The sequence below is a fragment of the Streptomyces sp. HSS9-12 genome, from assembly GCF_054963655.1.
Window position 1 is genome coordinate 20337 of sequence record NZ_JBUEGC010000035.1, and the last position, 21717, is coordinate 42053.

Annotated in this window: 15 protein-coding genes and 1 pseudogene; 5 read left to right on the forward strand and 11 right to left on the reverse strand. The window is 72.0% G+C overall.

The genetic code is table 11. The features are described from left to right. Nucleotides 1–92 precede the first annotated feature (92 nt). From ACY34J_RS19210 to ACY34J_RS19220, 3 genes are all read left to right on the forward strand, one after another. Nucleotides 93–3071 carry a type I polyketide synthase gene (locus ACY34J_RS19210; protein WP_462727706.1) on the forward strand — a complete coding sequence of 993 codons (2979 nt, stop codon included), beginning with the start codon at nucleotides 93–95 and terminating at the stop codon, nucleotides 3069–3071. A gap of 582 nt (nucleotides 3072–3653) precedes the next feature. Next, nucleotides 3654–5612 (forward strand): non-ribosomal peptide synthetase, encoded by a 1959-nt coding sequence (locus ACY34J_RS19215; RefSeq protein WP_462727707.1) that lies wholly within the window; start codon nucleotides 3654–3656, stop codon nucleotides 5610–5612. Beyond that, nucleotides 5609–6355, forward strand: a complete 747-nt coding sequence (locus ACY34J_RS19220) for a thioesterase II family protein (protein ID WP_462727708.1) — start codon at nucleotides 5609–5611, stop codon at nucleotides 6353–6355. The genes ACY34J_RS19215 and ACY34J_RS19220 overlap by 4 nt, the downstream gene beginning before the upstream one ends. 185 nt (nucleotides 6356–6540) lie before the next feature. On the opposite strand, the gene ACY34J_RS19225 is transcribed toward ACY34J_RS19220, so the two are convergent. From ACY34J_RS19225 to ACY34J_RS19245, 5 genes are all read right to left on the reverse strand, one after another. Further along, nucleotides 6541–7173 carry a hypothetical protein gene (locus ACY34J_RS19225; protein ID WP_462727709.1) on the reverse strand — a complete coding sequence of 211 codons (633 nt, stop codon included), beginning with the start codon at nucleotides 7171–7173 and terminating at the stop codon, nucleotides 6541–6543. Nucleotides 7174–7226: 53 nt separating this feature from the next. Further along, nucleotides 7227–8537, reverse strand: coding sequence for an amino acid deaminase (locus ACY34J_RS19230; protein WP_462727710.1), 1311 nt, complete (start codon nucleotides 8535–8537; stop codon nucleotides 7227–7229). A gap of 133 nt (nucleotides 8538–8670) precedes the next feature. Continuing rightward, complete coding sequence (locus tag ACY34J_RS19235) at nucleotides 8671–9801, reverse strand: aminotransferase class V-fold PLP-dependent enzyme (protein WP_462727711.1); 1131 nt, start codon at nucleotides 9799–9801, stop codon at nucleotides 8671–8673. 31 nt (nucleotides 9802–9832) lie between these two features. Further along, entirely contained in the window at nucleotides 9833–10948 is a 1116-nt protein-coding gene (locus ACY34J_RS19240; RefSeq protein WP_462727712.1) for a fatty acid desaturase, read from the reverse strand. 214 nt (nucleotides 10949–11162) lie between these two features. Beyond that, nucleotides 11163–12251, reverse strand: a complete 1089-nt coding sequence (locus tag ACY34J_RS19245; protein ID WP_462727713.1) for a DUF1611 domain-containing protein — start codon at nucleotides 12249–12251, stop codon at nucleotides 11163–11165. A 262-nt stretch (nucleotides 12252–12513) separates the two neighbouring features. Here ACY34J_RS19245 and ACY34J_RS19250 point away from each other — a divergent pair, with 262 nt between their 5' ends. Further along, complete coding sequence (locus tag ACY34J_RS19250; RefSeq protein ID WP_462727714.1) at nucleotides 12514–13956, forward strand: glutamine synthetase family protein; 1443 nt, start codon at nucleotides 12514–12516, stop codon at nucleotides 13954–13956. Nucleotides 13957–14258: 302 nt separating this feature from the next. Here ACY34J_RS19250 and ACY34J_RS19255 read toward each other — a convergent pair whose 3' ends face one another. The 4 genes from ACY34J_RS19255 to tap all read right to left on the reverse strand — a co-directional run bounded on the left by ACY34J_RS19255 (nucleotide 14259) and on the right by tap (nucleotide 18125). Continuing rightward, nucleotides 14259–14417, reverse strand: coding sequence for a hypothetical protein (locus ACY34J_RS19255; RefSeq protein ID WP_462727715.1), 159 nt, complete (start codon nucleotides 14415–14417; stop codon nucleotides 14259–14261). A 37-nt stretch (nucleotides 14418–14454) separates the two neighbouring features. Continuing rightward, the gene (locus tag ACY34J_RS19260; protein WP_462727716.1) at nucleotides 14455–15192 is read right to left on the reverse strand and encodes a VOC family protein; all 738 of its coding nucleotides are present in this window, start codon (nucleotides 15190–15192) and stop codon (nucleotides 14455–14457) included. A 188-nt stretch (nucleotides 15193–15380) separates the two neighbouring features. Beyond that, a complete protein-coding gene (tpg, locus tag ACY34J_RS19265) occupies nucleotides 15381–15938 on the reverse strand; it encodes a telomere-protecting terminal protein Tpg (protein WP_462727717.1) in 558 nt (185 codons plus the stop codon). Between the two features lie 3 nt (nucleotides 15939–15941). Further along, nucleotides 15942–18125: a telomere-associated protein Tap gene (gene tap / locus ACY34J_RS19270; protein ID WP_462727718.1), complete on the reverse strand. Its 2184-nt coding sequence runs from the start codon at nucleotides 18123–18125 to the stop codon at nucleotides 15942–15944. Between the two features lie 221 nt (nucleotides 18126–18346). Between tap and ACY34J_RS19275 the strand changes: the two genes are divergently transcribed. Then, complete coding sequence (locus ACY34J_RS19275; RefSeq protein WP_462727743.1) at nucleotides 18347–19420, forward strand: TniQ family protein; 1074 nt, start codon at nucleotides 18347–18349, stop codon at nucleotides 19418–19420. A gap of 555 nt (nucleotides 19421–19975) precedes the next feature. Here ACY34J_RS19275 and ACY34J_RS19280 read toward each other — a convergent pair. Then, nucleotides 19976–20146, reverse strand: a pseudogene (locus ACY34J_RS19280) (sulfite exporter TauE/SafE family protein); the annotation flags it as partial. 103 nt (nucleotides 20147–20249) lie between these two features. Beyond that, nucleotides 20250–21470: an NAD(P)/FAD-dependent oxidoreductase gene (locus tag ACY34J_RS19285; RefSeq protein WP_462727719.1), complete on the reverse strand. Its 1221-nt coding sequence runs from the start codon at nucleotides 21468–21470 to the stop codon at nucleotides 20250–20252. Nucleotides 21471–21717: the final 247 nt, after the last annotated feature.

The following is a 21717-nucleotide window of genomic DNA, read 5'->3' on the forward strand; positions in this document are numbered from 1 at the left end:
CGGGCCGGTTGCCGGATCGCCTCACCGAGGCGCGAGCCGGTCCGCCGCTCTCCGGGTCGGAGGGCGGCCCTGTGTTGAGCGAAGGTGATGACATGGCGCGCGACCGTTCCCTCGACATCGCCGTGACCGGCGTCTCCGGGCGGTTCCCCGGGTCGTCGGGCCTGGCCGAATGGTGGGAGGCCGTCAAGGCGGGGCGGGTGCTCACCACTCGGTACGACAGGCGGCGGCTCGTCGCCGCCGGGGTGCCCGAAGAGCTCGTGGACGACCCGGACTTCGTGCCCGTGCACGGCCACCTGGCCGACGCCGACCGCTTCGAGAACGCCCTGTTCCGGGTCAGTCCGCGGGAGGCGGAGATGATGGACCCGCAACTGCGGCTGATGCTGGAGTGCGCGTGGACCGCTCTGGAGGACGCGGCGGCCGACCCGCTGAACTCCGGCACGACGACGGGTGTGTACGCTTCCGCGAGCGCCAGCGGCTATCTGCACCGCATGATCGCCGGGGGCATGCTGGACCCCTTGACGATCGAGGACGCCCTGCACGGCGCCGCACCGGACTTCCTGGCCGGCCTCATCTCCTACAAGCTCAACCTGACCGGGCCCGCACTCGCCGTGCAGACGGCCTGCTCCTCGTCCCTGGTCGCCCTGCACATGGCCGTACAGGGGCTGCTGAGCGGCGAGTGCGACCAGGCACTCGTGGTCGCCGCGGGCCTGGCCCACCCCCAGGCCGGGCATCTGCGGGTGCCCGGCGGCATCCACTCCGCCTCGGGGCACTGCCGGCCCTTCGACGAAAACGCGGACGGGGTGGTGGCCGGGTCCGGGGTGGCCTGCGTCGTGCTGCGCCGCCTCGACGAGGCGCTCGCGGAGGGCCCCGAGCCCTATGGGGTCGTCCTCGGCACGGCGGTCAACAACGACGGAGCGGCGAAGGCGGGCTACTACGCGCCGTCCGTCGGCGGCCAGCAGGCGGCGATCCGGGCCGCGCTCGAAGCGGCCGACGTGGACGGCGCGAGCATCGGTTACCTGGAGACCCACGGCACCGGCACCCGTATCGGCGACCCCATCGAGTGGTCCGCCGCATCCTGCGCGCTGCGCGAGACGGGCGCGCGCCCCGGGCAGATCGCCGTGGGGGCCCTCAAGGCGAACACCGGCCACCTCGACAACGCGGCGGGACTCGCCGGGCTGATCAAGGCCCTGCTGGTGGTACGGGACGGCGTCGTGCCGCCGCTGGCCGGGTTCACCCGGCTCAACCCGCTGCTGGAGACCGAGGACTCACCGCTGTACGTCCCGACGCAGGCCGCCCCGTGGACGGGCCCCGAGCCCCGCCGGGCCGGGGTCAGCTCCTTCGGCGTCGGCGGCACCAATGTGCACGTGGTCGTCGAGCGCCCGCCGGTCCGTGCCGCCCAGCGGGAGGAGGGCGGCGCACCGCCCGCGGGGCACCTGGTCGTGCTGTCCGCGGCGGACGCCGCGGCACTGGACCGCTCCGCCGAGCGGCTGAGCCGCCACCTGTCCGCGCACGCGCCGCGTACGGCCGACGTCGCCCGCACCCTCGCCACCGGACGGGCCGCGCTCGGCGAGCGGCTGGCGGTGACGGGCCGCACCTCTGCGGAGGTCGCCGAGCGCCTCACCGCCGGTGCCGCAGTGGTGCGCGGCAGCCGCCCCGTGGACGGACCCGCCCCCCTGGTCCTGGCGTTCCCCGGGCAGGGGTCCCAACGGCCCGGCATGGCCCTGCCCTTCGCCGAGGCTCTGCCCGGCTTCTCGGCGGCTCTCGCGGACTGCCTCGACGCGTTCGAGCCCGCGCTGGCCCGCGTCCTGAAAGACGCCCTGTCCGGGCCCGGCTTCCCTGCCGGGGAGCTGGCGCAGACCCGCCTGGCTCAACCGGCCCTGTTCGCCGTCGAGTACGCCGCCGCCACCGCGCTGCGCGGACTCGGTCTGGTGCCCGCCGCGGTGGTCGGCCACAGCCTCGGCGAGATCACCGCAGCCTGCGTGGCCGGGGTGTTCGAGCTGCCCGACGCGGCCCGGCTGGTGGCCCTGCGCGGACGCGTCATGCAGGACTGCGCGCCCGGCGCCATGCTCGCCCTCGGCTGCGGCGAGGGCGAGGCACGCGCGCTGATCGCCGCCTCGGGCCGGGCCGTGGAGCCGGCCGCGCTCAACTCCCCCGAAACCAGCGTGATCGCGGGCGCCGGGGCGGAGGTCGAGGCGTTCGAGGCCTGGCTGGCGGGGCGGGTCCACGCGCGGCGGCTGCGCACCAGCCACGCCTTCCACTCCGCGCTCATCGAACCCGCCGTGGCGCCGCTGAGCGAGGAGCTGTCGCGGATCGCCGTACGGCCGCCCGCTGTGCCCTGGGCCACCACCAGCGGCCGGCTCGTCCTCCCGGGCGAGGCGGTCGACCCGCACGGCTTCGCCGAACGGGCCCGCGCCACCGTGCGGTTCGCACAGGCCCTCGACACGCTCGCCACGCGCCTGCCCGGGGCGGTGGTCGTGGAGGCCGGGCCGGGCCGGGCGCTGTCCGCCATGGCCACGGCCGCGGACCTGACCGCCGTGCCCCTCGCCGCCGGTCACGGGGCACCGGGCGGTCAGGACGTCCTGACGGCGCTCGGCACGCTGTGGACCATGGGCCAGCCGCTCGCCCTCAAGACCCTGTGCGCCGCGGGTGAGCCGATCCGTCTGCCCGGCTACCCGTGTGCCGGACCGCGCCGCATCGCACCGGAGGCGGCCGCACACCCGGCCGTGCCCCGCCCCACCGCCGCGGCCGGCCACACGCCCGGGCACGCCGACGGCACGGCGGCGTCGGGTGCCCCGGGCCCGGACCCGGCCGAGGCCGCCGATGTGCCCGCGCTGCTCACCCGGATCTGGCGCGAGCTGCTCGGCCATGCGGACCTCACCGAGGAAGCGGACTTCTTCCTGCTGGGCGGCGACTCCCTGCTGGTCACCCATCTCGCCCGCAAGCTCCGCACCGAGCTGGGCATCAAGGTCCCGATGCGCGAACTGCTGCTCGGCAGGACGCTGGGCCGGCAGATCGGGCTCGTCCGCGGCCTGCTGGAGCGCGAGGCGGTGCCGGTGGCCGCGGCCGGGTGATCTGGCCACGGCCACCACCGGTGAACGGCCGCCGCCCCGGACGATGTCCGGGGACGGCGGCCGTTCGGCTCCCTGCCCGCGCGGCGGGGGCGACTTAGGCGTGCTGCTTCGCCCCCTCGGGCCGGGGGACGGCTGTCAGCTCGGTCCGGGCACACCCGGCGCCTCGAAGCCGAAGACCTGCGCACAGGCGGAGAGTTCGGCGTGCAGGCAGGTGCGCGCCGTATCTCCTGTCCGGGCCGCGGCGTCGGCCCGTGCCGCCCGCGGTCAGTCACGGCCTGCGCTGTACGCCGTCGTGTCGGCCGGTGGCGTGATGGTCACGCCGGTCTGCGGCAGCAGAGTCGCGGTCATCGTCGTTGCCTTTCCGTGGAGTTCCGGACCGGGATGTCACACATCCAGGCTTGGCAAGTGATTGCCATTTTTGTGACTGAACTGGCAATATCTATTGCCATGCAGCTCCACGAAGCAGCGGGACGCGGTGTCGGCCTGGATCCGCGGGGTGCACGAGGACGCCGCGTCACCGCCGCTTCCGCGGATCGCCGCGTCCACGAGTCACCGGTCAGCAGCACCAGTAGAGGAGTCCTGATGGCATCGCTGACGCAGTACGAGGCGCCGGCCCCTGCGCCCGCCGCACCCCGTCCGCCGGGACACGGCGAACCGCTGCCCGCCGGGCCATTGCCCCCGGTCCACGAACTGGTGGGCCAGTTCGCGCGGACCGTCCCGGCGCGCACGGCCGTGCGGAGCGGAGCGAGCAGGATCAGCTACGGCGAACTCGACGCCTGGGCCGGCCGGTTGGCCGCCCGCCTGGCCGCCGTGGGTGTTGGGCACGGCACCCGCGTCGGGGTGCTCGCCGAGCCGTCCGCCGCCATGGTCGCCGCGGTCCTCGGCATCCTGCGGTGCGGGGCCGCCTACGTGCCCGTGGATCCCTCGCATCCCGACCGGCGCATCACCGGCATCCTGGCGGACGCCCAGGTGAGCGCCGTCGTGGTCGCTGGCACGGGCAAAGAGCGCCTGGCTGGTCCGGGAGTGCCGGTGATACCGGCGGATCCCGCGGACAGTGACGGGGACGAGGCAGGGACCGCACACCCGCCGCCCGCCGTACCGGTGAGCGAGAGCGACCCCGCGTACCTCATCTACACCTCGGGCAGCACCGGAGAGCCGAAAGGAGTCGTCGTCGAGCACGGCCAGTTGGCCTCCTCCACCGCGGCCCGCCGCATGGTCTACCCCGGCGAGCCGGTCTTCCTCCTCGTCTCGCCGCTGGCTTTCGACTCCTCCGTGGCGGGGCTGTGGGGCACCCTCACGGCCGGCGGATGTCTGATCGCGGCCTCCGCCGAGGAGATCCGGGACCCCGAGCGCCTGGTCGAGCTGGTCGAGCGGCACCAGGTCACCCATCTGCTGTGCGTGCCCTCCCTCTACAGCGTTCTGCTCGACGCCGCCCGCCGGCTGGGCACCGACCGGCTGCGCTCCCTGGTCACCGTGATCGTGGCGGGCGAGCCGCTGCCGCCCGAACTGGTCACCCGGCACTTCGCCCAGCGCACCGGCCAGACCGCGCTGGTCAACGAGTACGGACCCACCGAGGCGACCGTGTGGGCCAGTTACCACCGCTTCGGTGCCCCAGGGCCGGTCTCGATCGGCCGCCCGGTGCCAGGAGCCCGGCTGTACGTCCTGGACAGCGAGCTGTGCCCGGTGCCGCCGGGCGGCGAGGGCGAGCTTTACATCGGCGGTGCGGGCGTCACGCGCGGGTACCACGGCAGGCCGGAGGCCACCGCGAAGGCGTTCCTCCAGGACCCCTTCGCCGAATCGCCCACGGCTCGCATGTACCGCACGGGTGACCTCGTACGCCGGCAGCCGGACGGCACACTGGCCTTCCTCGGCCGCCGTGACCACCAGGTCAAGATCCGCGGCCACCGCGTGGAACTGGGCGCCATCGAGGCACACTTGTGCGAGCTGCCGGGCGTACGGGAAGCGGCCGCCGTCGTGGACGGTACGAGCAACGCCCTGGTGGCCTTCGTCCTCGCCCCGGCGCCAGTGGACGTCGGCTCCCTCAAGGAGCAACTGGCCGCGCGGCTGCCCAGCGCCATGGTGCCCGCGCGGATCGTGGTGCTCGGCCACTTCCCGCGCACGGTCAACGGCAAGACCGACCGGGCGGCGCTGCGGGAGCGGGCCGACGCGCAGCCGGCCGTGGCCCCGGCCGGCTGCGCCCGGCCCGCCGCAGGCGACCTGACCGCACAGGTGGCCGCGGCCTGGGCCGAAGTACTCGGCACCGCGCACGTGCCGGCCGACGTCAACTTCTTCGACCTCGGCGGACATTCGCTCGCGATGTACCAGCTCCGGGAAGCCCTGGAGCGGCACACCGGGCAACGGCCGCCCGTGGTCGCGCTGTTCCAGCACACCACGGTGGCGGCGCAGTCCGCGATGCTGCGCGACGGCGCACTCGATGCGGCGGAGAACGGACAGGACGCGCGGGCCCGGCAGGCTGCGGCCCGCCGGGCCCGTGCCCTGCGGGCAAGCCGCCGGGCCGCGGGAGCGGAGGATGCGTCATGAGCACAGGCCCCGCCCGCTGGCTGCAGTGCCCGGCCCCCGATCCCGATGCGCGCATCCGCCTCATCTGCTTTCCGCACGCCGGAGGTTCCGCATCGTTCTTCCGCACCTGGGGCGCCGGCCTGCCCGGGATCGAGGTGCACGCGGTGTGCTACCCGGGACGGGCCGGGCGGATCGCCGAGCCGCCGTCGGCCGATCTGCGGCAGCTCGCCCAGGAAGTCGCCGATGCCGTCGCGCAGTTGGCCGACCGGCCCGTGGCCTTGTTCGGGCACAGCATGGGCGCACCCATCGCCCTGGAGACCGCCGCGGCGCTGGAGGCCCGCGGCATCCAGCCGGTCCGCCTGTTCGCGTCGGGCTCCCGCAACGCCCCGTACCCGCCGCCCGAGGAGTGGCAGAACGCGGACGATGAGGAGGACGCGGCCGTGGTCGAGCGGCTGCTCACCCTTGGCGGCACGGACCCCGAACTGGCCGCCGACCCGGAGTTCCAGGAGCTGGTCCTGCCGTATGTGCGGGCCGACGGACGTATGTTCCACGCGTACGTCGCCCGCCCCGGCCTGTCCGTGCGGTGCCCGGTGACGACCATCACCGGCGACATCGACGAGGACGCCGACCTGCGCCCGTGGGCGGAACTGACCCGAGGCGGCCTGCGGGAGCACGGGGTGCCGGGCGATCACTTCTATCTGGTGTCCGCGCCTCCCTTCGCCCTGATCCGACAGTCCCTGACGGCGCCCGCCGCCGTGAGGTGAGCTCCGTCGGGCACGTGCGTTTCCGTGTGCCGGAAACGCACGTGCCCGACGAAACGCGCCGTACGAGCCAGTGCCCGGCCGTGCGTCCTCAAGGCCCCTGTGGTGGCGCACGGTGCGCACCCAACCGCGGAGCGGTCGGCGGCACCGGCCCCGCCCACGGCGGCTTCGCCCCTCACCGCCGACGGTCAGGGCGTCCGCTGGTTGACCCAGCGTCGCTGTCCCTCAGGCCACGGCTCCTGGGACGCGGGACGGCTGAGGTGCCGCCAGAACGCGGCCGTGCTCGCCGCACCCGGCAGCCGGGCCGCGGCCGGCACCGTCACGAGCAGCACGAGCACTGCCAAATCCAGGGTGGCCAGCGCCGCGAAGGGCCTGCCGGGGCCGAGGAGGAGGGAGACGAAGACACTGATCGGGGGCGCGGTGCTCCAGACCAGGACCGTGCGCGCGGGTGTCGCGTGCGGGGCGGCCGCCGCGGCGCATCCGATGAGGCACATCAGGGCCACCACCGCGGGACGCGGCAGTGACGGGCCGGCGGCCAGCCCGGCCCCGGCCATCGCGCCGAGGCCGAGGCCCAGGGCCGGGCGCGTCCGGGCGGGGACCGGCGAGCGTTCCAGCAGGCATGCACCGAGCGGCCCCGCGGCCGCCCCCGCCGCGGCGAGCACCGCCGCGAAGGCGTAGCCGCCCGGCAGTCGGCCTGCCAGGAGCACGCCCGCCGGGAGGGCGACGGCCCAGTGCAGGGCGCACAGGAGCCCGGCCGCCGTCCCCGCGCGCACCGGCCCGGGCCCGGTCGCCTTCCCGCTCCGCTGTCCGGCCCGCGTCATCCGCCGCCCCCCCTTTTTTCCGTTGCTCGGTCCGCCGGTTCCCGCGCGGCACGTCAGAAGAACGTCCGCACGAAATCGATCACGGTCTCGCCCCGGGTCACCGGGATCAACTGCCATTTGTCGAAGGCGGTGCACGGGTAGGCGAGGCCGATGCCCGCCCAGTCGCCCACGCGGATGTCGTTGCCCGGCGCCAGGCGGATGAAGGCGTGCTGGTCGTTGATCTCCTTGATCACGCAGTCGTGCAGCGGGTGGGTCGACCCGTCGTCCCGGCGGACCAGCTGCGGCTCGGGTTGCCAGGCGTCGAAGGACAGGTCGCGCTTGCCCGCCGTGACCAGGGCGAGGCCCGGTTCCGGCCGCGAGGTCACCCGGCCCCAGGCCCGCAGCGCGGGGCGCAGCGAACCCTCCCCGGCCGTCTCCCTTGAAAACGGTGACATCCAGCGGTAGAAGCCGTCGTCGTGGGCGATGTAGCAACCGCTGCGCAGGACCGGCAGCACGTTCAGCCCGGGCGGCCAGGGCCCGGTGAGCACCTCGGCCACCTGGTCGAAGAAGCAGCTGCCGCCGGCCGTCACCACAACGGTGTCGGACTCGAACAGGCCCTGGTGGTGAAGGAGTTCCGTCACCTCGCGCATCCGGCGCAGGAACGTGTCGATCACGCTGAGGCTGTACGGCGAGGGGTCGTTGACCAGGACGCCTTCGTACCCTCCGATCCCGATCAGGCGCAGCACCGGGCTCTTGGCCACCGCGCGGGCCGTGGCGAGGGCATCCGCCACGGTGCGGGCACCGGCCCGGCCGCCCGTACGGCCGATCTCGACCAGGACGTCGATGGGCCGTGCCGGCGCGGGCCGCAGTGCGGTGAGCGCGTCGTGCATGCGCTGGACGACATCGGGCGAGTCGGCGAAGCAGCTGAACCGGTAGCCCGGGTCGCGGTCCACATCCGCACTGACCCAGTGCAGGGACGGGGCGTCGACGAGTTCGTTGGCGAAGAGCACGTTCGCCACGCCGAAGGCGCGGTACACCCGCAGCTGGGCGGTGTTGGCCGCGGTGATCCCCCATGCCCCGGCATCGAGCTGCCGGGCCCACAGCTGTGGCGCCATGGTGGTCTTGCCGTGCGGCGCGAGCTGGACGCCGCGTTCGGCGCACCATTTGGCCATGGTGGTGACGTTGTGCTCCAGGGCGTCGGCGTCGATCGTGAGCACGGGCCCGACGAAGTCGTCGTCGAAGACGTTCAGTTCCCGGGCCGCCAGCTCCGCCACGGTGCTGCCCTCCGCCGAGAGCGGCAGCCCCTTGAAGCGCCAGTCGATCCGCTCGTCGCCGAGGGCCCGTAGTGCGCTCCGGTCGATCGCCTCGTGCTGTGTGCTCACCATGTCTCCCGCCCTCGCCCGAGTCCTCGGGTGTCGTTAGGTTTTCCTCAAACTGGCAATGTCCACCGCGCCGCTGTCCAACGGGGCGCGGCTCGTTCTGTCGTGCGCGACCTGCCCCGCCGCTTGGGGGTCCGGGTCAGCGGATCACCGCCCGCAGTTCCCGAGCGAACACGTCGATGTCCTGTGGTGCGTTGTAGTAGTGGGGCGACACGCGCACGGCGCGGTCCACGCCCTGCCGGCGCATGAACAGGGGTGTGTGACTGCCTTGGGCCACCCAGACACTGACGCCGCGGGCGGACAGTTCGTCCCGCAGCCGTGGGGCCGGGACGCCGTCGCACACGAACGTGAGGATGGACGCGTGGCGCGTGCCGGGGTCGACCAGCCGTGTTCCGGGCAGTTCCTCGACCGCCGCGCGCACCAGATCGCGCACCGGGCGGCCGCCGCGGGGTGCCTGCGTACGGCGAAGGTGGTGCCGCAGCGCCGCGTCGAGACCCATGACCGCGGCCCCGGACCGCTCGGCGTACTCGAACCGCCGCGCACCGTCGGTGTGCACCTCGTAGGTGTCCTCGGAGGTCATGTCAGCGACATGCAGATCGTGGAAGGCGGGCAGGGCCGCGGCGCGCAGGCGCGGTCCGATGTACGCGAAGCCGGTGCCGCGCGGCCCGCACAGGAACTTGCGGCCCGCCCCGGTGAGCAGATCGCAGCCGATGTCCCGTACCGAGACCTGGAGCTGGCCCACCGACTGGCAGGCGTCGAGGAGATACAGGCACGGCCACGGGGCGAGAACCTGTCCGATGTCCTCGACGGGGTTGACGATGCCGCACCCCGAGGGGACGTGCGGGACCGAGACGACGGCCACGTCCTCTCGGATGTTGCGCCGCATCCAGTCCACGTCCAGGTCACCGCCGGGCAGCAGGGGCACGGTCTCGAGCCGCGCCCCGGTACGCCGGCGCAGTTCGGTCCACATGATGAGGCTGCCCGCGTACTCGTACGGGGTGATCCAGATCCGGTCCGCCGCGGACAGGGACAGGGCCGCGACGGCCGAACTCCACGCGCGCGTGGCGCTGTCGAACAGCGCCAGGTCCTCGACCGGTGCGTCGAGCACCCGGGCCAGGTTCTCGTACACGCCCTTGCCGAGGGTGTCCGCGTGCCGCAGCTCCGTCTCGTACGCGCCGTCGGCGGCTTCGCGGCGCAGATAGCCACTCATGGCGTCCACGACGACGGCGGGCATGAGTCCGGCGCCGGCGGTGTTGAGGTGCACGGGCATGGCGCCCACTCCCTGGTCCTCTCGTGCGGGGTCAGGAGGCGCGGGCGAGCGCCGCGGCCTCGGCGAAAGAACCCTCGTCGGCGAACTGCTCCGGATCCCCTCCGGTGCGGCGCCACTTTCGGTACTTGGCGGCGTAACTGAGCAGGGTCTCCTGGTTCTTGCGCCTGCGTGAGCGGGTCAGGATGCCCGCCCACAGCCCGTCCCAGCGGGCGTAGGCGGGATCCCGCAGCAGCACCTGGTGGGCCCGCTTCATGTTCCAGAACGGCACCCCGGTGTTGAGGTGGTGCACCAGGTGATAGTTGTCGTGGTGGCGGCCGAGCAGGAACCGCTCGATCGCCCAGCCGTGCCGGTTGCGCGTCATCAGGATCTGCCGGGACTCGCTCTCCGGCAGCGGGTAGTGCTCCGCCAGCTCCGACAGCCAGCCGATGGCGATGGCCGTGGTGAACAGCGGCACGAACCAGAAGAGCAGCAGCTCCAGCAGCCATCCCTGCCAGGCGCACACGGACCCGATCGCGCCCCACTGCAGGAGCAGCAGCACGCGTTCGGTGCGCTGGCGCACCGGCATCGACACCGCGACGTCGTCCGCCTTGAAGAGGATGCGGTCCCGCACGACATACGTCACGTACTCCGGCGCCCGCAGGCCGAGGATCGCGCACGTGATGTTGCGGAAGAAGAATTTCTTGTCGGACTGCCTGTGGTCGTAGATGCCGATGCCGACGTGGAAGTTGTAGTCGGGATCCTTCTCGGGGTCACCGAGGAAACGGTGGTGGAAGCCTATGTGGGAGTTGCGGTACGGGTTGTACATGTGCAGCACCAGATAGCCGGAGAACACGGTGCCCAGAAGGAGGTTGAGCCGGCCGTTGCGGGCGAGCACCTTGTGCGAGGACTCGTGCAGCAGATTCACGAAGGCCCGCTGCGTGGACCCGATGAGGACGACCGTGACGGGATAGAACCAGTAGGAGACGCCTGCGCACAGCCAGACCGACGCGGCGAGTAGCAGGTAGTCACCGAGCAGCGCCAGCGGGGCGTGATGGTTGTCCAGCTTGCACAGCTCTCTCAGCTCTTTGCGCACCCTGCGGTCGAGCCTGCTGAAGTCGAGGCTGCTGACATCGAGGCTGAGGCAGTCGTTCTGTGCGGTTGTCGTCACGATTCTTCTCCAGGGTCAGGGAAGGCGGCACAGCGCGGACCGAAGCGGACGAGTGCGGCGGGCGGCAGCGTGCGGCAGGCGGATGGGTCCGCCGCAGGCGCGCCGGAGGGCGCGCCGCGTCGATGCGCGCGCCGGGCATGGGGCACCTCGGCCACGCCCCTGAACCGGGGTCAGGCGGGCGTGAGGTGTCGACGCGGCCGTGCGGAGGGAAAGGTCAGGCGGCCGGCGGCGCGGCCAGCAGCGCATCCAGCAGCGGCGCGGCTCCATAGCGCAGTACGTCAGTCGCGGGCAGCCCGGTCTCGGCCTCCAGGCGGGCGAGCGCCTCGCGCGCCTCGGCGTCGGGCACGCCCGTGGTGATCACCGAAAGGCCCACCACCCGGCAGTGCCCCTCCGGCCACAGCCACCGCACCGCCTGCTCGTTGATCCCGATGGCTCGGTCCACCGACGGCAGCCGCCACTGCGGCATCAGCTTGATCCCCGGACGCTGCAGATCGAGGCAGAGGATCAGTGCGTCGGGCCTGCTCCCGTGGACCAGGCCGAGCGTCACCGCGGAGAAGCGCGGATGGTTCAGGGCGCCTTGGCCCTCGACCAGCACCAGGTCGTGGTCCTGGGCGGCGGCGCACACCTCGTCCTCGACGACGGCGTTCACGAAGTCGCTGATGAGGCCGTCGACGGCGATCCCGCGCCCAGAAATCATCATGCCGATCTGGCCGGTCGCCACGAAGGCCGGTGACAGACCGCGTGCCGTGGCCTCGCGTTCGACTTCCAGCATCGTGGTCATCTTGCCGATACCGCAGTCGGTGCCCACGGCGAGCGCCGTGCGGGTTCCCGGGCGGTGGTCGCGGACGGTGAGAACCGGGGGGCCGTCCTCCGCCTGCCCGGTGCGGTAGCGCTCCGTCGGCGGCCTGCGCAGGTCCCACAGCCGGGCTCCGGTCCGCTCGGCGGCAGTGCGGATGGTCTCGTCCGCCGCGAGCTGGGTGTGCAGGCCGTTGACGACGTCGATGCCCGCCTCCACGGCAGCCAGCACCTGTTGGCGCCAGTAGAGCGGAAGCGTGCCCCCCGTGGGCTCGGTGGCCAGCAGTACGGCGTCCGGCCGGTGACCCAGCGCCTCTGCCACATCCCGTACGACGAGGATGCCCTGCCCGAGGCCCACCACCTCTCCCGCGTCTCGGCCGGCATTGAACCGGTCGATGAGCGTCACCACGCGCTCCGGGCGGTACCGAAGAACACCGGACAGGGTCTTGGAGGGACGCGGTGTCATCTCGTCGTCGGCGAGGACGGCAAGGCGTTTCAACTGGTCCATCTCAGCACTCCGTCTCCTTGCTGCCGACCCGGCGCCGTTTCGGGTGTTGCCCAAAACAGTGACAGATGTTGCCCATTGAGGCAACAACCAAGGGGCAGCTGCGAGGTGAAGCAGGGTGCGCCAATGAAGTCCGACCGTCGGCGATACGCTGCGAGAATGAGCGCCTTATTGTCAAGGGTTGCCTATTCTGGCAACCTGCGGTGCCGGGCAGCCCCGTCCGCGCTGCGCCCCGCCCGCCGTTCGCTCTCCAGGGGAGGACCCCATGGCCACCGGATGCTCCAAACCCGGCCCACGCACCGACGGCCACGCTGTCACGAGCGTCCTGCCCGGCCTGGCCGGCGCACCCGCGCTCCCGCCGGACACTGCGCCGGTCGGCGCGCCCCGCACTTCGGCCGGCCTTCTGGCCGCGGCCGAGCACGCCGACGTCGAGATCGTCCGGTTCCTGTGGGTGGATCACAACGGGGTGATCCGGGGCAAGGGCGTGGGACGGGACGTCCTCGCCGGCCGACTGCGGTCCGGGGTGGGCATGTCCGCGGTGCGGCAGTCGGCGAGCCTGCTCGATCTGGCACAGCCCGTGCCGGGCTTCCAGGTCATGGACGAGGTCCGCGTCACGGCCGACCCCGATACCTTCACCCTGCTCCCCTTCGCCCCCGGTTCGGCAGCGGTGCTGTGCGACCTCCTGACGCGTGCGGAAGCCCCCTGGGGCGCCTGCGCACGCTCCTTCCTGCGCGAGGCCGTCGCCCGCGCCGCGGACCTCGGCTTCGAAGTCGTCGCCGCGTTCGAGCCCGAGTTCACCCTCCTGCGCGACGGCGTACCGTTCGACGACGGACTCATGCTGGACGCCGACGCCTTCGACGTGACGAACGACTACGTCATCGCACTGACCCGGGCGCTGCGCACGGCGGGCGTGGCGGTCGAGCAGTACCACCCGGAGGCCTCGCCCGGCCAGCACGAGGTCACCATCCGCCCGGCCCCGGCGCTGCGGGCGGCCGACCAGCACGTGTGGCAGCGGCTGTTCACTCGCAGCCTTGCACGCCGACGGGGGATGCACGCGACCTTCGCCCCGGTGCCCCGGCCCGGGCTGCGGGGCAACGGCAACCACGTCCATGTGTCCCTGTGGCGCGACGGCAATGCCTTCGCCGCGCCCGGCGGCGGCCTCTCGGACGTGGCGCACCACTTCATAGCCGGAGTCCTGGCGCACCTTCCGGGACTGACGGCCCTGCTGTGCGCCAGTGTGAACAGCTATGAGCGCCTCGTCCCGGGCAACTGGGCCGGAGCGTTCGCCTGTTACGGGCCGGACAACCGCGATGCCGCGATCCGCGTACCGTCACCGCTGAGCGACGACATCGGCGGTACCACCCGGATCGAGGTCAAGCCGTGCGATGCGACGGCCAACCCGTACCTCGCACTGGGCGCGATCCTTCACGCGGGCATGGACGGGGTGGAGCGCCGGCTTGACCCCGGCGCTCCCCTGACGGTTGATCCGAACCGCCTGTCCGAGGCCGAGTTGCGCCGACACGGGGTGACGGTCCTGCCGCGGAGCCTGAGGGAGGCGGTATCCGCCCTGGAGCGCGACGCGTTCCTGATGTCGGTGCTGGGCTCACCGCGCCGCGAGCTGTACACGACGATCAAGCACGCCGACGTACGCGACATGGCGCAGCTGGCATCGGAGGACGTCTTCGCCCTGCACGCACGGCGGTTCTGACCGGCGACCGCCGGGCCGCGGACCGGGCCGCCACCCGGGCCGGGCCATTCTCCGCTCCGCCGGAACCGGCGGGCACGGCTCAGGCCCGCCGCGACCCCTGACGCTCATGCTCGCCCATCGCTTCCGTTCAACGCGGGCCGGTGGTGGTGCCCGGCCGTGGCTGCCCGCAGACGCGGCCGGCAGGTGCCATTCCAGCGGTGCCATCGGCCGTTTGCCAGCGGATCTCACGCCCGGTCGCGCGCCCGATCGCCGCAACCTGCCCGGCCAGGGTCACCGCCTGCGGGCCGGTGACAGAGGGGGCCCTACCCAGGTGGGCGCCGCTGTGGTCCAGCAGGGCGCGCGGTCACCGCCGCCAGGTCGGCCTCGTGGACCGGCGCGGCCACCGCCTCCGGATAGGGGCCGCGGACCACGCCCTCGGCCGTGATCTCCTCGGCCCACCGCAGCGCGTTCGTGGCGTACATCCCGCCGCGTACGAAGGTCCACTCCAGCCCGCCGGCGTCAGGACCGGGCGAGGACGCAGAACTCGTGGCCCTCCGGGTCGGCCAGGCACGTCCACGGGACGTCGCCCTGGCCGAGGTCGAGATCGGTGGCGCCGAGGGCCCGCAGCCGGGCCACCTCCGCTGCTTTGTCGTCACCGGGGTCCGGCACCAGGTCAAGATGGACGCGGTCCGGCACGGTCTTCACGCCAGTGCGGAGGAACTCGAGATACGGGCCGACACCCTTGGCGGAGCGCCACACCGCATGATCGTCAGTCACCTCGTGCAGGGTCCAGTCCATCGCCTCGTCCCAGAACCGGGCCATGGCCCGCGGATCCGCGCAGTCGACCACCACCCGGGCGATCGGCCCGGTGTCCCGGTAGATCTCCCGAGGCTCCAGCACGCAGAACTCGTTGCCCTCCGGGTCGGCGAGGACCGTCCACGGCACTGTGCCCTGGCCCACGTGGGCGGGCGTCGCACCGAGAGCCTGGAGGCGCGCGACCAACTCCGCCTGATGGGCTGCAGAGGTGGTGGCGAGATCGAGGTGCACACGGTTCTTTGTTGTCGTCTTGGGTTCCGGGACGGCAATGACGTCGACGCAGACGGTGACCGGATCCAGCCAATCGAAGCCGACGGGTTGAGCGGCGGTCGCGCCGGGTTCCTCGCTGGTAACACGCCAGCCGAGCGCCTCCGCCCAGAACCGGCCGACCGCCGAGTCATCAAGAGCCTTTATGTTCACCAGGACAGGTCGCAGCGTCATGCCGGCGATCCTATGCACCCGCTCTGCAACGACATCCGCAGGTACCGTCGCCAAACAGGGATCAACTCGCTCACCAGCCGCAATGCTCAGCTCGCCAACGAGAGCGCTCAGCCCCGCCAGGCCAACTGCTCACTCGCCAAGTGAAGCGCTAGTCACACATGGGTGCGGCAGGTCTCCTTGAGTACCTGTCAGAACTCCAGTTGGACGTAGTCGATGTCGGTGAAGTCCACGAGAAGGCCCTGGGCTCGGCGGCCGCGGTCTTTGAAGTACCTCTCCTGCAGGCCTTCGGCGACGATGCCCTCGAGCTGTCGCTCGGCGGCACCTGCGGTTTTGGCGTCGAAGAGGCGTCGGGCGTAGTCGGGGGGTAGGTGTTCGGTGATGCGGCGCAGGCGGGGGTCGTCGGTGGAGCCGGGGGCTGCGGTGAAGCCGAAGCGGGCGCGGGTCTCCACGGTGATGCCGGTGGTGGTGGCGGCCTGTTCGCGGGCGCGTTTGCGCACCAGGGGCTGCCAGTCCTTGCGGACTTCGCGTTCGAGGGCGGTGGCGAGGGATGGGGTGGGGTGTTTGCGCTGTCCGGCGAGGTAGCGCTGGACGGTGCGCTGGGAGACTCCCAGCCGGGCGGCGACAGCTTTGGTGGAGCCTTTCTCCTTCTTCAGCAGGAACCGCATCTGCGCCTGGGGGGACTTGGGGATGGGCCGGGTGAAGGCCCGTTGCTCCGCGGCCTCGAGGCTGTCTGCGATCTTCCCCACGGCTTACTCCCCCTCGGCGACGGCGTCGACGCCGTCCTTGATGTGGCGGGCGGGATTGTGACCGGCGTCCAGGAGTTCGGCCGCCCACAGGAAGGGCTTAGTGCCTTCGTGTTTGACCATTCCCGGCGACACCCCGAGGCGGAAGGCGCCGGGCAGCGGCTTGCCGTCCGGGGTGCGCGGCAAAAGGTCCAGCGGCGAGGAGCCGTCGCTAACGTAGACGGCGCAGTCGGACAGCACCGCGATCGGATACAGGTCGGCGGTGGCCATCTTCATCATCTTGCGGTGCATGTTCACCCTGGCGGTGGAGATGACCGCGGCGCGGATGTCCGGCCGCCAGGTCGGCCGCTCCAGCGCCGGCCATCGCTCACCGGGCCGGTAGCGCGCGCCCTGCGGCCGCTCCCGCAGCTTCCCGATCCCGCCCTTCACGGTCGCCTTGATCGCCGTCAGCACAGCTGCCTCCCCGGGATCGACCTGCTTGTGCTGGTCCATGGCGGCGAGGAAAGCCGTCTCGTCGGCGTCACCGGTGACACCAAGCGCCGCCATGGTGGTGATGTAGGCATCGCGCAGTTGCTTGTACCAGGGATCCAGGTAAGGGCCGTTGTCGGGCCGGACCCATGCCTCAAGGGGGTTCACCTGGTGGCCGAGCTCGGCGGCGTAGGCGAGGGTCGGAGTCGCGTACCAGGCCGGGCCCGAGGGCCTGGCGCCGTGCGGGGTGAAGGGATTGGGTAGCCGGGGGTCGATGTCGATCTGGGAGAGGTCGACGTACCAGCTGCCGGGCAGCTTCCGGTCAAACGCTGGCTTCTTGACGTGGACCGGTTCTCCGAGGCCCACCAGCAGTCGGTTGGCGGCCGCCGCGAAGGCCATGTTCACGTCGATCCCCACCGCATACGCCTTGGCGCACTCGTCGTCGGTGAGCAGCTCGGGATCGCGGATCCAGTCGTACGCCTCCTCATCCAGCGCCTGGTCCGCCGGCCGGTCGTGGCCCCAGATCGCGAAGGAGACCGGGTGCTCACTCGGGGCCTCCGGCGGGGCCGGGTCCACCGGACCGGTGAGGGAGCCCGGCATCGGTCCGGAGACATAGCTGCCGGAGGCCTTGTCGCGTACGGCCCGGGTCGGTGGGCGCAGGGCCTCCATCAGCGCGATGCCGCAAGTGGCGCCGCCGCCGCGCGGGGTCAGGACTCGTGAGGCGTAGGCGCCCAGCACACGGGCGATCTCCGCCGGATGCAGAGTGCCGTCGGCGGCCTGGGCTGCCCACTGCTTGCCCCAGTCACGGGGATCGAGCGCACCCCAGGGGAGGACGGCAAGCTGCACACACTGCCGTTGACCACCGCCGGTGACGGGGCGGTAGATCCGCGGCCAGGGGCCGAAACCCCGCTTGGTCAGTTGCCATTTCGCCTTCGTCAGCTGCTTGACGACCTTGTGGTCCTCCGGCAGCCGCAGGGTGATGCGGTCCTCCAAATCGGCAGACAGACCGAACCGTTCGGCCGCGGCGGCGGTGAGCACGATCAGCGGATCGGCGTCCTTCCCCGAAGCGTGCAGCCGAGATGCCCCGAGCTTCGCCTCGGACAGCGTCCACTCCACCAGGGCCGCGATCGTCTTCGCCGGGCAGTCCAGCACCAGGCCGCCGGGGCAGTAGGCACTGCCGTCACCGTCCAGCACCGCCAAGGGGCCGTTGGTGAAGCGTGGATCTACCGGTGCGCCCGTCACGGCAGTGGTGCGGGCGGTCGGCTTCGCGGCCTTCATCGGACGCCGTGACGTCGCCGCCGGCCTGGAGTTTCCGGCCGGCTCCGGCGCCGTCGCTGATGCGGGGGCCGGGGCCGGGGTCGGCGCGGGTACGGGAGGCGGCGGCGCGGTCTGCGATGCAGTCGACGCCCCGGCGAAGGCCTCCGGCATGGCTTGATCCGCAGGCGCGGACGGGGGCGTGACCCGCGGGGCCTCGCTGGTGTTGGCGGGGTACAGCTTGGCCAGCTCGGCCAGGAAATGGATGTACGCCTCGCGCTGCGGCGGCCGTGGATCGGTCTTGCCGTTCTCCCAGTTCACGATCGTCGCCCGCCGTACCTTCAGGGCCTGGGCGAGCTCCTCCTGGGTCAGGCCGTGGGCCTTGCGCAGACGCTCGCGTTCGGCAGGCGGTGGCAGGACCGGTCGCTTGGCGATGAGGGCGTCGACCGCCTCGAACAGCTCAGACATGAAAGCACCTCCCCCCTGAGTTATACAGGCAAGCGGACGTTTTGGCGTTCTTTTCGCGTACATCAAGGAAGGTCTTCTTTCCCTTTCCAACTGTGCGGCTGATCAAGGACGCAGTCTGCTGGTGGCCTGTTGGCACTGCGGGAAAGCTGGGCCATGTGAGGAAGCGCGAAGCATCGCCGGGGTCTGACACCGCCTCTACGCCACCGGACCTGCCGCTGAGGGTGCCTTTGATCCGCGGGGAGACCACCGCCTCGTATCTGGGCCGTACGGCAGCAGCCAACGGCGTCCAGCACCGGGTGCTGCTGCGCGCCTTGGGACGCGCGCGGGCCAAAGAGCTGCAGCCCGGACGGGAAGAGGTCTACCTCAGCCACGACTCGCTACGGCTGCTTTCCGCCCTGGTCGACCGGCCCGTCGAGCAGCTCCTCCGGGCGCTGCCGGATGTGCGGGCCGAGCACCTGATCGACTCCCCCGGCAGGCGGCTGCGGATCGCACAGTGGCCGAAGGTCTCCGGGTCGGGTCCGCTGCCAGCCTGTCCGCTGTGTCAGGAAGAGGGAGCGTGGCTGGTAGCCGGCTGGAGACGGTGGCGGCCGTGCGGCTGCGGGCGACGGTGGCAGTGCGGGGACGACGGCGGATACCTCATCAACACCACGCCCCTACCCGAACTGGGCCGGGCCCTGCAGCGGCACCGGGCCATCGACCACCGGCTTGGGCCCGCCGGGGACGCCCTGGTAGTAGATGCCCATCAAGTGATGCTGTGGTGGTGGGCTTCCAAACAGGTCGCCCGCCCGCTGTGGCGGGAGAGAGAGGACGCGCTGGGTGTCGGCCCCAAGTTGCGACGCCGCCAGGCCGCTCCAGCGGTGGTCTACCCCGAAGCCGTGACCTTGGCCGAGATGATGAACCTGTGGGAAGAGCGCCGCGGTACGAAGGGCGCTTCGGACGAGGAGTGGCTCGCCGAGGTCGCGGCACGGTTCGGCGTACCTGGCATCGCAGGGGGCAGGGAGAGCGAGCCCTTGCGCTACTGGCTCGCGCTGCATGCACCCGAACCGGGCCGCACAGCAGCCGGCCGCAGTAAGCGGGAGCGGCGCTGGGCGCAGCTGCCGGCCCTCCACCACCGGCCTCGTGGCCGTGGCCCGTTCCAGGCGAACTCCTGCCTGCGGTGGGTGTTCGGCAGGCACCTCACCGCCACCAGCGAAGTCTGCCCTTACTGCCACGGCCACGAGCTCAGCTGTCGCTGGGTGCCGGCCGACGACTGCCTTCAAAGGCTCCGGCACCAGCAACGGACCCAGTCTGGGTGAGCGGACTGCTTGCTCATTGGCTCTGGGCAGCACCCGCCGTGCGGACAGGCCAGCTGTCGACTCGGGCGCGCAGCTTCGCCCGGTGCCCAGCGGAATCAGGAATCGCGGCGCCGGGACCAGCAGGTACTCGGCCATTCCGCCGTCGTGACCACCCAGGGCCCCCGCCCAGGCCGCCGGTCTTCTGGCAGTAGTTCTCCCGGCCCTCCCGGCAGTTGGCGCACAGCCCGCAGCCCCAGGGACCGTAGACGATCACCGGGTCCGAGCGTGAAGGGCAGCCTCGTGCGGTCTCCGGGTGCGGGTCCGGGTGCCTGCATGATGTGCAGATCGGAGTGGCAGGCTCCGGCGCCCGCGACCTTCACCAGGACCTGCCCGGGCCCGGGCCCGGGCACCGGCACCTCGCGCAGCTCGGGCGGTTTTTGCCATTCGACGAGTTGAAAAGCCCGCATAGCGAATCCTTTGCGCAAGCTCTCGTCAGTCGCGGATCCCGTCGATGCCGACCAGGAGGTGGCGCGGGCCGCGGAAGATCTGGTTGCGGCGGTACGGCGGCGGATCCTCGACGGTAACGATGAGAAGGCTCGCCGTGGTGGCCGCGGCCAGACTGAGACCGAGCAGGTAGATCAGCGCCGGCACGGCCAGGACGCTGCCGCCACCGCCGAGCGCTCCGAGCGCCGGGCCCACCACACCGTTCGGCCGCCCCTCGGTAGCGAGGGCGTCGAGGGGCGTCACGCACCGGTGGGATGCTGGTCTCCCGGTGTGCGCGGCAGGGCCACATCCGCCGGCCGGATGCGGCCGCCGGTCGCTGCTCCGCGGGTCGCGGTTCCCTGTTGGGTCAGGCCAGGCCCTTGAGCATGCCGTGCCAGTACAGGGCAGGCAGGCCGTACCGCTTCAGGAGCCACATGCTGCGGCGTTCCTTGGTTGTGTCGATCAAGGGGAGGCTGGGAGCGGGCTGCAGGTCGTAGTCGAACTCGGCGAGCAGCACCTTGTCGCGCGCCGTGACCAGGGGGCAGGAGGTGTAGCCGTCGTAGCGGCGCTCGGCGTGGTGCGGGCCCAGCATCTGCGCGATCAGGTTGGCCACCACCACCGGAGCCTGCTTGCGCACGGCTGCGCCGCTCTTTCCGGTGGGCAGGTTGGCGACGTCGCCAACGGCGAAGACATTGGGAAAGCGGGGATGGCGCAGGGTGTGCTTGTCTGCCTCGACGTAGCCGTAGGGGCTGGCGGGATCGGCGAGCGAGCACGCCTTGACCCAGTCCGAGGCGCTCTGCGGCGGGACGGCATGCAAAAGGTCGAAGGCAAGGTTCCCCTCGGTGCCGGTGACGTGGTCGGTGACGCGCACCTCCTGGGCAGCGCCATCGACGGCGGTCATTTCCGAGCGGAGCCGCACCTCGATGCCGTACCGGCGGGTGACCTTTTCCAGCGCCTGCCGCCACACCGGCACCCCGAACAGGGACTCGGTGGGCAGCACCAGCACAACCCGGATGCGGTCCAGGACACCTTGCCTGCGCCAGTAGTCGGCGGCCAGGTAGGCGATCTTCTGGGGGGCGCCGCCGCACTTGATCGGCCCCGCCGGCTGGGTGAACACGGCGGTCCCGGAACGCATGCCGCGTATCAGCTCCCAGGTGTAGGGGGCGTACTCGGAGGAGTAGTTGCTGCAGACCCTCCCGTGCCCCACAGCCTTGTCGAGCCCGGGGATCTCGTCCCAGTCGAGCTGAAGGCCGGTGGCCATGACGAGATGGTCGTAGCCAATGCGCCGGCCGGTGGCGGTAGTGACGGTCTGTGCCTCCGCGTCGACGGCGGTCGCGGCCTCCCGGATCCATCGCACCCGCTTGGGCATCACCGCTGCCTCGGGCCGACGGGTGACCTCCAAAGGTGCCTGACCGCCGCCGACCAGCGTCCACAGCGGCTGGTACCAGTGGGTCGCGGCGGGGTCGAGCAGGGCGACATCATTGACGTGAGCGCGCTGTAGGCGGGCCGCGACGGTGATGCCGGCGGTGCCTCCGCCCACGATCAGCACGCGGTGCCGTTCGGCGGTGGAACTAGGGGTGGACAACATCAGGGGGCTCCTCAACAGTACGCGGGCGCTCCTGCGGTCAGGGCCGCGGCCTTTCTGGGGCGTCCGATTCGACGGGTCGGGTCGGGGTCGGCCGGCGCAGTCCGAGGACAAGCGCGCGGGCCGGCGGGCGGGGGATCAGCCTGCCCTTCCCTCTTGGCTGCTCTGTCGTGCGTGTGCCTGGGTGGTCCCAGGGAGGCCGCAGCTATCCCTGCCATACGAGCAGCAGCGTCCTGCCCTGGGTGCACGT

Excerpts from the sequence above, each read along its gene's own strand:
- tap (WP_462727718.1), bottom strand. The coding sequence starts at position 18,125 with ATGTCTGAGCTGTTCGAGGCGGTCGACGCCCTCATCGCCAAGCGACCG.
- ACY34J_RS19225 (WP_462727709.1), bottom strand. The coding sequence starts at position 7,173 with ATGACGCGGGCCGGACAGCGGAGCGGGAAGGCGACCGGGCCCGGGCCG.
- ACY34J_RS19210 (WP_462727706.1), top strand. The coding sequence starts at position 93 with ATGGCGCGCGACCGTTCCCTCGACATCGCCGTGACCGGCGTCTCCGGG.
- ACY34J_RS19245 (WP_462727713.1), bottom strand. The coding sequence starts at position 12,251 with ATGGACCAGTTGAAACGCCTTGCCGTCCTCGCCGACGACGAGATGACA.
- ACY34J_RS19220 (WP_462727708.1), top strand. The coding sequence starts at position 5,609 with ATGAGCACAGGCCCCGCCCGCTGGCTGCAGTGCCCGGCCCCCGATCCC.
- ACY34J_RS19255 (WP_462727715.1), bottom strand. The coding sequence starts at position 14,417 with ATGTACGCCACGAACGCGCTGCGGTGGGCCGAGGAGATCACGGCCGAG.
- ACY34J_RS19250 (WP_462727714.1), top strand. The coding sequence starts at position 12,514 with ATGGCCACCGGATGCTCCAAACCCGGCCCACGCACCGACGGCCACGCT.
- ACY34J_RS19235 (WP_462727711.1), bottom strand. The coding sequence starts at position 9,801 with ATGCCCGTGCACCTCAACACCGCCGGCGCCGGACTCATGCCCGCCGTC.
- ACY34J_RS19285 (WP_462727719.1), bottom strand. The coding sequence starts at position 21,470 with ATGTTGTCCACCCCTAGTTCCACCGCCGAACGGCACCGCGTGCTGATC.
- ACY34J_RS19230 (WP_462727710.1), bottom strand. The coding sequence starts at position 8,537 with ATGGTGAGCACACAGCACGAGGCGATCGACCGGAGCGCACTACGGGCC.
- ACY34J_RS19215 (WP_462727707.1), top strand. The coding sequence starts at position 3,654 with ATGGCATCGCTGACGCAGTACGAGGCGCCGGCCCCTGCGCCCGCCGCA.
- ACY34J_RS19260 (WP_462727716.1), bottom strand. The coding sequence starts at position 15,192 with ATGACGCTGCGACCTGTCCTGGTGAACATAAAGGCTCTTGATGACTCG.